Here is a 15,462-nt window from a genome sequence, read left to right on the forward strand (position 1 = left end):
ATGAATTTTCTGGTGACAGGCGGTGCCGGCTTCATCGGCTCGGCCGTGTGCCGGCATTTGTGCGCCAATCCGGCCTACCATGTGACCAATCTCGACAAGCTCACCTATGCCGGCAATCTGGCCTCGCTGCGCACCATCGAGAATGCGCACAACTACAAATTTGCGCAGGCCGACATCTGTGACGAGCGGGCGGTTCTCGACATCCTCCACCGCGACGAGATCGACGTCGTCATGAACCTCGCCGCCGAAAGCCATGTCGACCGCTCGATCGACGGACCGGGCGCCTTCATCGAGACCAACATCGTCGGCGCCTACCGGGTGCTGAATTCGGCGCTCGAATATTGGCGTGGCCTTGGCGACGACAGGAAAGCCCGCTTCCGCTTCCACCATGTGTCGACCGACGAGGTGTTCGGCGATCTGCCTTTCGACGGCGGCATGTTCGTCGAGGAAACGCCTTACGCGCCGTCCTCGCCCTATTCTGCCTCCAAGGCGGCGTCGGACCATCTGGTGCGGGCCTGGCACGAGACCTACGGCCTGCCAGTCGTGCTCTCCAATTGCTCGAACAATTACGGGCCCTATCACTTCCCCGAAAAGCTGATCCCGCTGGTCATCCTCAACGCGCTCGACGAAAAGCCGCTGCCGGTCTACGGCGCCGGCGCCAATGTGCGCGACTGGCTGTTCGTCGAGGACCATGCGCGCGCGCTGGAGCTTGTCGCGACCAAGGGAATGCCGGGCGAAAGCTACAATGTCGGCGGCAATTCGGAGCGGACGAATTTGAGCGTCGTCGAGACGATCTGCGACCTGCTTGACATCAGGCGGCCTCGAAAAGGCGGCAAAAGCCATCGTGATCTGATCAATTTCGTCACCGACCGCCCCGGCCACGACCGCCGCTACGCGATCGACGCATCCAAAATCAGCCGTGACCTCGGCTGGACGCCTGCCGAGAGTTTCGACAGCGGCCTGGCAAGGACGGTCGACTGGTTCCTCGACAACAAATGGTGGTGGGGCCCGATCCGCGAACAGCGCTATGCCGGCGAGCGGCTGGGCCAGGTCCAAGACAGGAAGGGCGCGGCGTGAGGCTTGTCGTCACCGGACGCGAGGGCCAGGTCGCCACCAGTTTGCTGGAGGCGGGGCAAGGGCTGGCGGGCGTGGAGGTGGTCGCCGTGGGACGGCCGCAGCTCGATCTGGCGCGGCCCGACACGGTGTTCGAGGCGCTTGCGGCGGCGAGGCCCGATGTCATAGTCTCGGCCGCCGCTTACACCGTGGTGGACCAGGCCGAGGACGAGCCCGAACTGGCTTTTGCGGTGAACGCCGCGGGCGCCGGCAAGGTGGCCGAAGCGGCAGCGCGGCTTGGTGTCCCGGTCATTCATCTTTCGACCGACTATGTCTTCGACGGCACCAAGACCGGTGCTTATGATGAGGCGGACGCGACCGCGCCGCTCGGCGTCTACGGCGCGTCCAAGCTTGCGGGCGAACAGGCGGTGGCTGCAGCCAGCCCGCGCCACGTGATACTGCGCACCGGTTGGGTTTACAGCCCGTTCGGCAAGAATTTCGTCAAGACCATGCTCAGGCTGGCTAGCGACCGTGACGAGATCGCGGTGGTGGGCGACCAGTGGGGAAACCCGACTTCCGCGCTCGATATCGCCGACGCTATCCTCCGTGCAGCAGCGATCCTGCGTGGCCACACAGGCTTTGCGTCCTTCGGCATCTACCATCTGGCGGGAACCGGCGAGACTAACTGGAGTGGCTTTGCCCGCCACATCCTGGACACAAGCCGGGCGTTGGGTGGCCCGCGTGCGCAGGTGCGCGACATCGCGACCAGCGACTATCCTACCAAGGCGGGGCGCCCCGCCAATTCGCGGCTTTCGAGCGCGAAATTCGCAGCCACGTTCGGATGGACGGCGCCGGAGTGGCAATTATCCACAAATGCCTTGGTCGGCCGCCTTTTGGCGGGGGAGACAACGAGCGCGATCGAGGGGCATCGCCATGGACCTGTTGCCGGACCGCCTCGAAGCGATTTGGCGCCAATCAAGGACAGCCTCCAACGATGAATGAGCCAGCAACTTCGCGGAAAGGCAGCGATCCGAAAGCGGATACGGAGCCGACGAATATCCGCGGCCGGTCACTTCGCCGACTCTACGACAAACATGACGGCAAGGTGTCTGACAAGTGGTCGATTTACTTGAGTGAGTATGATCGATTTTTTTCGAGATATCGAAACAAACCGGTTCGGATCCTCGAAATTGGAATCCAGAACGGCGGCTCGCTTGAGATATGGGGAAAGTATTTTACAAAAGCGGAAATTATTCTGGGCTGTGATATCAACCAGAACTGCGGACTCCTGCGTTTCGACGACGGGAAAATCGACGTTGTCATAGGTGATGCTAACGCCGAAGACGTTAAGCGCAGTATTGTCGATCGATCCGAGGCTTTCGACATCATCATAGACGACGGTTCGCACAGATCTTCCGACGTCATACGGACATTCACAGGCTATTTTCCTCATCTTTCAGATGGTGGGATATTCGTTGTCGAAGATCTGCATACCAGCTACTGGCAGGACTTCGAAGGTGGCCTCTATGATCCGCTTTCCTCGATGTCGTTCTTCAAGCGATTGCTTGATTTGATCAATCACGAGCACTGGGGACTGGACCATAGTCGAACGGATGCACTCGCGGCATTCGCGAATCGGTACGGGGTCGTATTCGATGATCCTTCGCTTGCGTCGATTCATTCCGTAGAGTTCCTGAACTCTCTTTGTATCGTAACCAAACGGCCGTCCCAGGAGAACGTCCTCGGGCGCCGCTACGTAGCAGGAGAGGTCGCGGCGGTTGAACAGAGCATCCTTCGTCTTGATGGCACGGCGCTGAACGCTGCCAGCCAGGCTGGAAATCCCTGGTCGTTGCGGTCGATGACGATGGAAGAGGAGATCACGAGCAAACGGGAACTGGGCGACCATCGCGAAGCGCAAATGCAGGCGCTCCTCGAGGAGGTCGCCAAGGCGCGCAGAGAGATCGAGAGCCGCTCCGACGAGATCGCAGGCGCAAGAGCCCAGCTCGCTGAAAGGTTAGAAGAGATCAACGCCTTGCAAGCGGAACTGTCGACGGCGCATGCGGCCGCCAGCACGCTCCTTGCCGATCGCGACAATGCTCGCTTCGAGGAAGTCCGGTTGCACGGTGTTCTCGATGCAGTCTACGCCAGCACCTCATGGCGACTGACCAGGCCATTGCGCGGAATTGCGAGCCGCGTCCGCGCGATCGGCAAGGCACCTATGACCGCTCGCCGCGTCTTGGCTCGCGGCGCGTACATTTGCTGGCACAAACTGCCGCTGTCTGTCGACGTTAAACGGAAGTTGAAAAGCGCGGTGTTTTCGACCTTTCCTTCGCTGTTTGGCGTTACGAATGCCTATCGCGCCTGGCGAAGCCTGGAGGCGCCCGACGCACCGATGGGCTACGTCGGGACGGCCTTGTACCGGCCGGCCAGTTCTGGCCCGGCCGTTGCACCCGAACCCGTCTACGTGCCGCGTCTCGAAGCTCCGCCGCTGCACCAAAAGCCGGTGCGCGTCATTGCGTTCTACCTGCCGCAGTTCCACCCGACGCCCGAAAACGATGAATGGTGGGGGCAAGGCTTCACCGAATGGACCAATGTCAGGCCCGCCCAACCGCAATTTTTCGGCCACCACCAGCCGCATGAACCGGATGCCCTCGGCTACTATGATCTGCGCGACACCGCCGTGCAGTACCGCCAGATCAACCTGGCAAAGCTCTATGGCGTGGAAGGCTTCTGCTTCTATTTTTATTGGTTCGGCGGCAAGAGGCTGTTGGAAAAGCCGCTCGAAAACTGGCTCGGGGACAAGAGCCTCGACATGCCGTTCTGCCTTTGCTGGGCCAACGAAAACTGGTCGCGCCGCTGGGACGGGCTGGACCAAGAGATCCTGATCGCCCAGGATCACTCTCCCCAGGATGATCTCGCTTTCATCGCCGAGGTCGCGCCTTATCTTCGCGACCCTCGTTACATCCGGATCGACGGCAAGCCGCTTCTGCTTGTCTATCGCCCAAGCCTGCTTCCGGCGGCAGCCGAGACGGCGCAACGCTGGCGGACATGGTGCCGGGAGAACGGCATAGGCGAGATTTTCCTCGCTTACACCCAGTCCTTCGAAGCCGTGTCTCCTGACCGTTACGGGTTCGATGCCGCTGTGGAATTTCCGCCAAACAATTCGGCGCCGCCAAATGTCACGCACACCGTTGCGCCGCTGCACGACGATTTTGCCACCACTGTCTATGACTGGTCTGTTTTTCCGCAGCGCAGCGAGAACTATCCACCCCGCAAATACAAGCTCTTCCGCTCGGTTTGTCCCGGCTGGGACAACACGGCGCGCCGCAAGCGCGGCGGCACCGTGTTCATCAACAACACCCCCGCGCTCTACCGAGGGTGGCTGGGCAACGCCATCGAGGACACGCTGGCCCATGTCAAGGAGCCATCCGAGCGGCTGGTCTTCGTCAACGCCTGGAACGAATGGGCGGAAGGCGCTCATCTGGAGCCCGATACCGTAAACGGCTACGCCTACCTGCAAGCGACCCGCGACGCTCTGGAGGCGGCGAGCGGGAAATGCAAACCCCGGATCGCAATCGTTTCCCACGACGCCCATCCGCATGGCGCACAATTGCTGGCGCTCAATTTGGCCAAGGGGTTCACACAGCTTGGTTTCGCGCCGGATCTCGTCGTGCTGGGTGATGGGCCGCTGCTCGGCCGTTTCGCCGACACAGCGACAGTGCATAGGATCAATGTGCCAGAGGGAGATGCCGCCGATGTGTTGTGTCGCCTGACCGCCATCAGGAACGCAGGCGCGGAAGTGGCGGTCGTGAACACCACCGTATCCGGCATGCTCGTCCCGCTGCTGAAACAGGCGGGGTTCCGCACGGTGTGCCTCGTCCACGAGCTGCCCGGGATATTAAAGTCCTACGGCCTTGCTGATGCCGCCGAGGCGATTGCCGAGGGCGCCGATACAGTCGTTTTCCCAGCAGAGATCGTGAAAGCCGGATTTGAAGAATTTGTTGGCCGGCCGGTCAGCCAGTCAGTCGTCAGACCGCAAGGCCTCTATTTGCGCATGCCGTACCACGCAGGGGACCGTCAACGGGTCCGCGAGGCGGTCCGCGCCAAATTGCAACTATCGACAAACACCAGCATCATCTTGTGCGCGGGCTACGCCGATCATCGGAAGGGCCTCGATCTTTTCGTTGACGTTTGCCTCACTCTGATGAGGTCCAATCCGGATGTGGTTGCGGTCTGGGTCGGCCACGTCGATCGCGCCTTTCACGCCAAACAGATGCAACGCGTGAGGGAAGCAGGGCTCGAGGATCGCTTCGTCTTTGTGGGCTTGGTAGAGAACCCGCAGGAATATTATTTCGCGGCGGATATTTACGCCCTGACTTCGCGTGAAGATCCGTTCCCGTCGGTGGTACTTGAGGCGCTTGATGCCACGGTCCCGGTCGTTGCCTTCGAAGGCGCAGGCGGCTTCCAGGACTTGCTGAAGCGTGATTGCGGAAGTCTTGTGCCTGCATTCGACACTGACGCCATGGCCAAGGCCATCAACGGTCTACTCGATGATCCGGACAATGCTCGAAATCTGGCAGGCGTGGGCCGTGATATTGTCCGCCAGGAATTCAGCTTCAGCCACTACCTGCACGACTTGCTGATTTACGCAGAAAGGCCATCGCCGCGGGTGTCGGTCATCGTGCCGAACTACAATTACGCCCGATATCTGGGTGCGCGCCTGAGCTCGATCACCGATCAGACGATGCGGCCCTATGAGTTGATCGTGCTTGACGATGCTTCGACGGACGAAAGCGTCGAGGTCATCCAGCAATTTCTGGCCGATTGCGACATTTCGTGCAGGTTGGTCGTGAATGCGCAGAATTCGGGCTCGGTCTTCCGTCAATGGATGCGTGGGGTCGAAATGGCGCGGGGCGATTACGTTTGGATCGCCGAAGCCGACGACCTCGCCGATCCCGGCTTTCTGGCCGAGCTTATGCCAGCCTTCGAGCGCGACGAAGTCGTAATGAGCTACTGCCAGTCGCGCCAGATAGACGGCGCCGGCCGCGTCTTGTCCGAACACTATCTCGACTATGTGGCCGATATTGACCGGTCTCGCTGGACGAAACCCTATGTCGTGGATGGCCGCCAGGAGATCGCCGAGGCACTTTACCTCAAGAACACCATTCCAAACGTCAGCGGCGTTCTGTTTCGAAGGGAGGCGCTGCGCGAGGCTCTCAGCCAGCACCTTGATGAAATCGCTTCCTACAGGAATGCCGGCGACTGGGTCGCGTATCTGCGATTGCTGGAGAAGGGCGATATCGCGTTCCATCCGCACGCGCTCAACGCGCATCGCCGGCATCAATCAAGCGTGACCATCGGGAGTTTCAACGCCAGCCATCTGCAAGAGATCGCGCGCGTGCAATCCGAAACGATTGCCCGCTTCCATCTGGGAGCGGCAGCGCAAGAATCAGCAAGCGCATATGCCCAACGACTCTACGAGCAATTTGGCCTCGCGACAGGCGACAAGCCACGGTTCGAGTGGCATCAGGTTTCTGGGGAAACTCGGGCCAAGGCCGAAGAAACAAACAGCGCCGATATGATCAATTCTGAATCGAAGAGAAAGCTCGGCGAGTCAGTGGCGATCGTCGGCGCCGCTTGGGTCGAAAGCCCATACTATGACGATGCCGAGCCCTGGACCCATCTGTTTTGGGACGAGGACAAGAACTTTCGTCGTCTCTTCAACAAACTGGACCTGACGTCAGTTCTCGAATTGTCGTGCGGACATGGTCGGCACGCCGAACGAGTTGCTCAGATGACGGATCGCCTGACGCTGATGGACATTCACGAGGCCAACCTGGATTTCTGCCGAGACAGGCTGCGGGCGTATCCGTTTGTCCGATATCTCAAGGGGGACGGGGCCACCTTTGAGCCGGTGGAACAAGGAAGTGTGACCGCTATCTATTCTTATGACTCCATGGTGCATTTCAGCCCGGATATCGTTGAGAGCTATCTCAGGGATGCAGCACGAATACTGCGGCCCGGCGGAATGGGGCTTTTTCACCACTCTAACTATCCAGCGCCAATGAACCGGCACTACGGTCGGAATCCACTGGCGCGAAACCACATGACCAGGAAACTGTTCGAGACCTACGCCAAAAGTGCGGGGCTTGTCGTTCGCGAAAGCAATATCATTCACTGGGGCGGCGTGGACGAACTGGATTGCGTTACGCTCGTGGAGCGGCCGGACTAGACACCGTGAATGTCCAAATAGAATTTTTGAAACCTCACTCAGAAGAGCTGAAATTTATCGCCGCTGACGAGGTTCGCACCTCTAGATTAGAACGTGCGTGGCTTTCTCAGTATGTATACCTCCGTCATAGGGCCAAGGACCGCAATGCTATTGGACTGCATTCTCCGCACTTCAACGTCGAATCCGGTGTGTCGCTGGATCAGCAGGGGAAAATCGTAGCCATACCGCCAAGTGACCAATGATCCGCTCGGATCTTGCGGGTTGCCATGGTATTCGGGTTCGCCCACAATCCGGATGCCATCCTTCGATCGGAAGGCTACTTGTTCTGAGGCCGCCCATTCCGGGTATGTCGGTGTTGTGAAAATGCACACGCCACCGAAATCCAGAGTTCGGAAAATCTCCCTGAGGGCGGCAAATGGGTGGAATAGGTGCTCCATTACATCAAGATGGATGACTAGGTCGAAAGTTCGGTCAGGAAAGGTTTGAGCCTCCAGGTCCTCATTCCTGATGTGCTCAACCATCGAACCGAAAGGTTTGCTCGGATAATAGCCTGAAAACACCTTTTGCTTTGAATTGTACCAAAGCCATAGCGAAAGGCCGCGCCCTCCCGGCGCCGATTCGTGCACGCGGAGCGTCTTGAAAGCTTCTCTTGGGAAGAGCGAGAATACGACATCAGCTGCGGCCCGCTCGCGCGTCACGCAATCGTTCAGCGGGCAATTGACGGCGACAAGGGAGTCTCGGCAGCTGTAATAGTCGTCTGGGGATGTGAACGTCTTCCGCTCGGTGCAGATCGGGCAAGTCGCCTGAAACTCTATCGCCATTGATGTCCTCCGCTCAGCCTCAAACTTAGCCGAACTCTGTAGCCGTCACAAACCTACAGCCGCATTTCCTTCACGTGCGTCGGTCGGAAAGGCAAATCCATGCATCGAATTTCGCGCCGGAGCCATAGTGGACCAAGTTTGGAACTGATATGGCCAAACGCGGTCGGTTTACCCACGTATCGACTAGTCTAGATCAATGGGGTAACGCAGCGGGTGCGGTGCAGTCGAGGCCTTGACCGCCGAGGCCGTTGAGAAGGCGTCCCCTAGCTCGAGTGCTTTGTGTCAAAAACGTTCTGCAGGGTGACGCGGTCAAAGTTAACGCCAAGGAAGTCAAATAGTGGCCTAAGGCGATCAGGGTCATAGCGGTAGTCATCATAATGGACGTGAAAAATGTCTCGCGTCGACGATTCTGCTATGTCGCGAAGCAACTGATCGGCTTTAGTCAAATCCTCCTTTGAAACATCATGACCTGCCTTTTTGTTGCTGGCGATAGTGGCCTCCAGACCCCGCGTGTTGATAAGAAAGGCACAGCGAGGAAAGAAGCGCCGCATGAATTCCAGCTCGAACGCCAGTTCACCAGCAGTCAAGTGATAGCGAATTTCCTTGAAGCCTGTGACGCGAATATCTGGCGGCGGCTTCAAGATATTCCGAATGAAACTGGCGGCAAGATCGTGCCCGAATCGATCAAGATCCATGCCGGCGGCGCCAAACCATGGACTGGTGGGCTTTTCGCTATCGGCTGAGAACAGGTCCTGCGCAATCTTCACCGCCTCCCAGGACTTGATAAGACCGTGAAGAGCGCCCGCATTTTCACCTCTGATAAGCACACCCGGGATGGTGTTCACTATCCCCTGAAGCAGAGTTGAGCCTGATCGCCCATAGGTCACGATAAAGAGAAAATCAAAATTCATTAGCACCTCATAAGGAGCCATTAGCGCCGGCACCGGAACCGAGTACCGCTCGCCATTGCCGAAATCGTCCCCACACGGCGAATGGCAGCCGATCAAATCATAGTAGAAGCGATTACCGGAGAATCTCGGTCCGGCAGACAATTAATCCACTATCTCTCTCTCGTGCAGGTGGTTGATAAACCGCGATTTATCGTCACCTTAGCCCGCCGCTAACCGGAAGGCTGCATCAGCACCGACACTTGGAATGGATCGAGTATGGATCGGTCATGTCCTACAAGTGTCCAGCCATTCCCCCTCAAAAAATCGATTTCGCAAGAGATGTCACCATACGTTTCGCCTTCGACACCACCATGAGGAAGATAGGCAAATCCGTTAAGGCGGTGATTCGACTCCATCTCCGCAGCGATGGAGGTCTTTCGAATCCCATCGATGAACGGCCAGAATTCGATGGGCCGAATGGTGGCGACGAGCAGTCCGCCGGGCTTGATGTGGTTTCGAAGCGCCGCAAGGCAGGTTTTGGCGGTTGCCGGCGCGAGATGAGTGAAGACCGAGAAGGCGAAAATCAAATCGAATCGTTGATCATTGACGGGTAGACCAGAAGGCATCCGCTCCGATTGAGCGAACTTGCCATGCATCCTCGCCTCTCGACATAGGTCCAGAGATTTATCCCACGCGTCAACACCCCATATGTGCGACGGGTCGCTATAGTAGTACATCATGCGCAAGATACGCCCGTAGCCACATCCGAAATCGAGGATGTCAGACCCTGCCAGCGGCTTTTTCACATGCCGAGTGTAGTTGTTTTCAAGTTGACGGGCAAAAGATGCTGTCTGCCGATACAGGTCGAGACCAGATGCTCCGGTCCAAGTCTTCTGCACGTCGTCGCTGGCCATTGCTGGCAGGAGACGCGACAAACCAGGATAGTGCTTGTTCGGCAAGGAAATCATAAAGAGGCCGAAGTCGTCCAGGCTCATTCGGCGTAGAAAAACGAGTGCCTCTTCAACCGTGCATCCGTTGGCCGCCGAGCTTTCCGCCGCATTCAAGTGTGGGACGGCAGTGGAAAACATGCGGCCTCGCGCTGTTCGTGAGGTCTCTCCGTTTGCGTGACCGTGTAGCACGCGTCGAATTGCAGTCAGCCAATCAACGACCAAAGGAATCACCGCTGAAAACTGAATCGAAGGGTCCCCGATCCACCGTTTCAAGAGCTGGCGACGTACGGGTCAAACCTGGACTAGTCGGGCGCATGTCAAGTCCGCAGCGATAAGTGCCAAACCACACTACAGGACTTTCGCGAGCAGGACCAATTGCGGCGCCCTTCAACGCTTGGCCATCCTTGTGAGGGCTTGCTGATGTGCGTAGCTAGGCGTCTGGCCGAGCCTTATCAGTGCGATGTCGTCCTTGATTTCTACACTGCCGGGAGCGGGCCACACCGGCATGGTTGAAAGACGGACGATTGTTTGGTCGACTTGATCCAGGGTCGGGCCTGTCAAATTAGAATAGCCCAGAAGTTCCATATAGGAAGCGATACGCCAAGGATTGCCACCGTCCCATTCGAAGAAGGAATAACCGACTGTCGAGCCTGGCGGCCTGGGATAGGTTGTCACAAATGGCTGGGCACCGAACACGCTTAAGGCGTAGCTGCGTTTTGCGTCGAAACCGGGCGTGGCCGACAACCTCTCGTAGAGGGCTCCCGCCAGAAGAGTATCGTGCTTGTCGACCAGATAGCTGGACGCCAGACGATAGTTCTGGATGACCTGGATCTGGAAGAGCGCCACCGCCAGCAAAATAGCCGAGGCGACACGAATCCTGTAATTCCCGCTCGTAACCGCCACATAAGAAAACAGCCACACCGCGATCGGAACCCCAACGAGACTTCTGACAGGCATGCTGCCCGCCGCGAGCAAATGAAGACCGAAGGGAACAAGCAACGAAACGAAGGCGGGTGCCGTCAACATCAGTCTTGTGCGGGGCGATTCCTCGAAAAGTACCCAGCCGCCCAGGATCAGCAAGAGAGGAATTGCCCACAACGCAACGCCATAGGTGCCCCGGTCCAGAGCGTAAGCCCCGCTCATCGCCTCCAATACGCGTCCAATGACCACAATCGGATGTTCAAACAGAAAACCCGGCTGGGAAAGCGAATCGAAATAGGCGTTACTGCCGGAGACGAACAATCTAAAAACGGCGTTGCCGGTGACGTAGAACAATATGGCGCCGGTCAGCAGAACACCGATCCGAAACAGGACTTTAGGCAGCGATTTTCCCGTGCCAGCCCTTGTCTGTAGAATTGAGATCGCGATGCCCAATACCAGAATTGCCGGCGCGAAACTCTGATAGATCGAGATCGCGAAGCCGCCTGCGGCTACTGCACCCAGGAAGGATGGGCTGAGTACAGAAACGTCACTCCTGACGATCAGCCAAAGCGCGAGCGCGGTGGCGAACAGACCAATCCCGACAGCGGCGATGTTCGAATAAAACTCGACGATGAAGAACCAGGTCGGGAAACCGCAGAAGATTGCAAAACATGCATACTCCGCGATGGAAAGCTCGCGCTTGTCGATGGCGTCCATGACGAGGAGATAGGCGGCTACGCAACCGGCACCAAAGACGGCCGGTGTCAGCAGCGGCATCACTGGGTGGGGGATGAGAAATCTCTCGATCAGATACGCGCCCCATCGCCCCTGAATGATCCAGATTGACGCATCAGTTCTGAACGCGGCGAGTTCTTCGTCGACGGAGAGCGAAAAGGAAGCCAGCTCAGAGAAATACATCGCGACAAAAATCGCGAAGAGATTGATTGCCTGCCGGATTGTGTTTGGGCGCGTCAGCATGATCTGCGGAGTATCCATCGAGAAATCAAGAAGTTGAGGATGGTCGTCGTGGCGAGGGTTACGAAGAATGCTACCGCCGTGTTTTGCAAGATTCTTTCGAGGACCTGAAGACTAACCAATCCGACTACGAACACGATTGCGATCGAGGCGCCGATTGCCAGTCTGTCAGCGAAGCCCGTACGGCCTCCGGGAAAGACACGATCTGGATAGAATACCATCGCAAAAACGAGGCCTGCCAGCCAGGCAAGCCCGTAGGAGAAACTTGAAGGGAACACTGTTAGGCCGGCGAAATATATGAGCGTGGTCAGCGCGGTGTTTAGGCCGCCGGCGACAAGAAAGCGGATAGCGTCTGCGCCCACACGATCAGCGGCCATCCTGCCCGACCGCATTGAGGAAATCTGAATAGTCCCGGATGTAATCGTCTGCATCATATTGGTGCGAGGCCATCACCAGCAGGGCCGTTTCTGGCTGAAATTTGTACTGAATCCCCCAAATTCCTGGCGGCAAATAGAGGCCGATCGAAGGTTCGGTCAATGACACCTCTTTCCTGTCACGTCCGTCATCCACGACGACCGAAAGGCGACCATGGGTTGCAATAAGGAACTGATGGCACTCGCGATGCGCATGCTCGCCTCTGACCTTGTCTGACGGCACGCCGTAGACCAGGAATGAGCGGACCGGCTTGAAGGGCAGATTCAAACCGAACTCTAGTGGAGCGAGCTCGCCGCGCAGGTCGCCAAAATGCGGTAGCCGCCAGAGTTCGCACCCGCCAATGCCAAGCGGCATTTTCTCGCCAGCTGTGCCGGGAAAGGTTTGGGTCACGATCGGCTCCACTCGCGGGCCGGTCTGGTAGCCGATGATCGTGGCGGGATTCCCGACGACAACGGCATTGGCAGGGACGTTCTTGGTCACCACGGCGCCGGCGCCGACCATCGCCTGACGACCGATGGTTATGCCTGGGAGAATCGTCGCGTTGGCGCCGATTGATGCGCCATCCTCGACGGTCGTCAGCAGAAACGTTTCGGGATATTCCTTCGAACGAGGGAATCGATCATTGGTGAAAGTCGCATTCGGGCCGACGAATATGCGATTGCCCAGGCGAAGGCCGTCCCACAATTGAACACCGCACTTTATGGTCACCTCATCGCCGATGATCACGTCGTTCTCGATGAAAACATGATCGCAAATGTTGCAATTCGAGCCGATCACGGCGCCGGGAAGGACGTGGGCGAACGCCCAGATCCGTGTTCCATCGCCGACATACGAACTTTCGCAAATGCCGCGCTCATGCACGAAAAATGGCTTGTCGGTCATTTGGCTGTTCCGTCAACGACGCGGCTGATGATTCTGAGAGGGCGTGACTTGGTGTTTTCAACTGCCCGCCAGAGATAGCAGCCAAGAATGCCCTGAACCAGGAGACTGGCCGAACCGAAGCCCGTGATCAGCAACACCAGCGTCGTGTAACCGGCGGGATCGATATTGCCAAGCAAGCGGGCAATCACGGTAACGGTGGCAAATATCAGGCTCAAGACGCAGCCCGCGAAGCCCACCCAGAGTGTGAGCATGATCGGAAAGTCAGAGAACGAAAAGACGCTGTCCATCATGTATCGGAACCGCCGTGCCATGCCCCAGGAGCTTGTTCCGTGCTCTCGTTCGCGCCGGCGATAGGGCACGAATTGCCGCCTGAAGCCCACCCAGAACAGCTGCACGACAAGCGAGCTGTTCGGCTCTTCGATCGACAGGATCGCTTCCAGCACCGGGCGATTGCAAGCGAAGATATCCACCCCGCCGCTCGGCATGCTGGGCAGGACCAGCCTGCGGTAGGCGGCCCAGAAAGCCCTCGAGAGAAATTTAGTCAGAGGCGGATCGCTACGTCCAGCTCGCTGCCCAAACACCACGTCCGCCTCATCCTTCTCCAGTTTCGAAAAGAATTCGAGGATCAGTTCCGGCGGCTCCTGCAGGTCGGCCGCCATGGCCGCAACGTGATTGCCCGATGCGTGTTCGAGGCCGGTGCGGATGGCGGTAAAAGAACCAAAATTCCGGCTATGGAAGATGATCTTGTAATCGTAGCCCGTGCTCTTCATTTCCTTGATCAGCAGAGGGCCGGATTCGTCAGGCGACCCGTCGACAACGAAGACGAACTCGATGTCGCCCTGATATCTGCAATGGAAATCGGCGACCGCCTGCAGAAGGGAAGGGATGTTCGCCTGATTTCGATAGATCGGGAAAACGATCGAGCGCGTTGTCACATTGCCTCCCATTCGCGGAGGGCCAGGCACACCTGCTCGATTTCGTCACTCGTCATGTCGGGATAGCAGGGGACGGAACAGAGGCGGCCGACGCTGTCCCTTGAAATGGCGAGATTTTCCATTCCTTTCATCGGCAGGTCCGCCCAGCCGACCTGGTCGCAATCCAGCACGGGATAGTGAATGTCGGTATCGACGCGGTGTTCTTTCATGTACGCTCTGAATGCATCTCGATCGTCGCAGAGCACGACGGCGAGGTGCGCGACAGCGCCGTCGCCACCCTCCAGGAATTGCAATCGATGCCCGGCGACCGATTTGTATCGGTCGAGAATGGCACGTCGCTGCCTGTTGCGGATATCCACATCGCCCAGCAAAACGTCCAGTATCGCCGCTTGAACCTCATCCATACGAGAGTTGCGGCCGTTGGGCACGCCGACATGATATTTTGAACTCCAGCCATATTGTTGCAGCTGCCGCACGTGTGCGGCGGCTGCCCCGTCGGAGGTGAGAACGGCGCCGCCGTCACCCATGGCCCCGAGATTCTTGGTTGGATAGAAGCTGAAAGTGGAGATATCGCCCAGCGAACCCGCAACGTCGCTTCCGATCCTTGCCCCGTGCGCCTGCGCGCAATCCTCCACGATTGGAATGTGCGAGAGACCAGCCTCGGCAAGTCCCGCCCTGATGGCCCGGACATCGACGACGCCGCCATAAAGGTGGGTAACGACGATTGCAGCAGTGTCTGCGTTGGCTGCTTTCAGCACCGACTGAAGGTGTACGAGCTGGCTGGTCGGTTCGATGTCGACGTAGTGCGGAATGAGGTCGTTGTGCCAGCAGGCACAGCTGGCATAGCCCCCGGCATTGGCCGGAAGGACAACTTCGCGCCCGCGCGCGCCGCCGCGCTTGAGGACCGCGGCCAATGCAAATTCGAGTGCGTCAGTACCGTTGGCCACGAGGACGCATTCCGAAACACCAATAAATCTGGAAAAATTTGCCGCAAATCGTTTGCCGACCGCGCCATCGAGCCACCATCCCGAACGCAACGTGCTCGCTACTTCACGCTCGATTTCGACTTGATAGCGCTGATACAGGCGCTTCAGGTCGTTCATCGGGACGGAGTCTTGTGTTGTCATGGTCAACTCAACTGCTCAAGCATGCTTCATTTAAGAATGTTCGCACGGCGGAACGTTTGGCAAGCTCAGTTGCCGCAGGCATGGTAAATCCAGAAGTCCGCTTGCGAGCGTGAAGGGGCGCCGAAAGAAGAGGCACAACTATTGGGATTCTGACGCCGCTGCAACCGGCTTCGCATCGGTAGCGCAGGATGCGCGCCATGTTCAACAGGGCCCACGAACAGCCCCGTCTTGGCGCAAGAAA

10 protein-coding genes are annotated in these 15,462 nt (G+C 58.1%); 3 read left to right on the top strand and 7 right to left on the bottom strand.

Going from position 1 to position 15,462, the window contains the following annotated elements; all coding sequences use genetic code 11:
* From rfbB to NKI15_RS23405, 3 genes are read left to right on the top strand one after another with little or no spacing between them, the layout of a single operon-like run.
* Positions 1-1,077 carry a dTDP-glucose 4,6-dehydratase gene (rfbB, locus tag NKI15_RS23395; protein WP_023705504.1) on the top strand — a complete coding sequence of 359 codons (1,077 nt, stop codon included), beginning with the start codon at positions 1-3 and terminating at the stop codon, positions 1,075-1,077.
* Positions 1,074-2,051 carry a dTDP-4-dehydrorhamnose reductase gene (gene rfbD, locus NKI15_RS23400; protein WP_023705503.1) on the top strand — a complete coding sequence of 326 codons (978 nt, stop codon included), beginning with the start codon at positions 1,074-1,076 and terminating at the stop codon, positions 2,049-2,051. The genes rfbB and rfbD overlap by 4 nt, the downstream gene beginning before the upstream one ends.
* The gene (locus tag NKI15_RS23405) at positions 2,048-7,285 is read left to right on the top strand and encodes a glycoside hydrolase family 99-like domain-containing protein (protein WP_352514499.1); all 5,238 of its coding nucleotides are present in this window, start codon (positions 2,048-2,050) and stop codon (positions 7,283-7,285) included. The genes rfbD and NKI15_RS23405 overlap by 4 nt, the downstream gene beginning before the upstream one ends.
* Positions 7,286-7,371: 86 nt before the next feature.
* On the opposite strand, the gene NKI15_RS23410 is transcribed toward NKI15_RS23405, so the two are convergent.
* The 7 genes from NKI15_RS23410 to NKI15_RS23440 form a co-directional block, all read right to left on the bottom strand.
* Positions 7,372-8,106: a class I SAM-dependent methyltransferase gene (locus tag NKI15_RS23410; RefSeq protein WP_050587696.1), complete on the bottom strand. Its 735-nt coding sequence runs from the start codon at positions 8,104-8,106 to the stop codon at positions 7,372-7,374.
* A 263-nt stretch (positions 8,107-8,369) separates the two neighbouring features.
* Positions 8,370-9,158: a sulfotransferase gene (locus NKI15_RS23415; RefSeq protein WP_156932393.1), complete on the bottom strand. Its 789-nt coding sequence runs from the start codon at positions 9,156-9,158 to the stop codon at positions 8,370-8,372.
* Between the two features lie 68 nt (positions 9,159-9,226).
* Positions 9,227-10,084 (bottom strand): class I SAM-dependent methyltransferase, encoded by an 858-nt coding sequence (locus NKI15_RS23420; RefSeq protein WP_023709287.1) that lies wholly within the window; start codon positions 10,082-10,084, stop codon positions 9,227-9,229.
* Between the two features lie 249 nt (positions 10,085-10,333).
* Positions 10,334-11,863: a glucosyltransferase domain-containing protein gene (locus NKI15_RS23425; RefSeq protein ID WP_084013504.1), complete on the bottom strand. Its 1,530-nt coding sequence runs from the start codon at positions 11,861-11,863 to the stop codon at positions 10,334-10,336.
* A gap of 345 nt (positions 11,864-12,208) precedes the next feature.
* Entirely contained in the window at positions 12,209-13,159 is a 951-nt protein-coding gene (locus NKI15_RS23430) for a WxcM-like domain-containing protein (RefSeq protein WP_023705494.1), read from the bottom strand.
* Positions 13,156-14,094, bottom strand: coding sequence for a glycosyltransferase family 2 protein (locus tag NKI15_RS23435; RefSeq protein WP_198020342.1), 939 nt, complete (start codon positions 14,092-14,094; stop codon positions 13,156-13,158). Before NKI15_RS23435 ends, NKI15_RS23430 begins: the two co-directional genes overlap by 4 nt.
* Positions 14,091-15,197 (bottom strand): DegT/DnrJ/EryC1/StrS family aminotransferase, encoded by a 1,107-nt coding sequence (locus NKI15_RS23440; RefSeq protein ID WP_023705492.1) that lies wholly within the window; start codon positions 15,195-15,197, stop codon positions 14,091-14,093. Before NKI15_RS23440 ends, NKI15_RS23435 begins: the two co-directional genes overlap by 4 nt.
* Positions 15,198-15,462: the final 265 nt, after the last annotated feature.

The sequence above is a fragment of the Mesorhizobium sp. M0862 genome (assembly GCF_040319795.1).
Classification (GTDB): domain Bacteria; phylum Pseudomonadota; class Alphaproteobacteria; order Rhizobiales; family Rhizobiaceae; genus Mesorhizobium.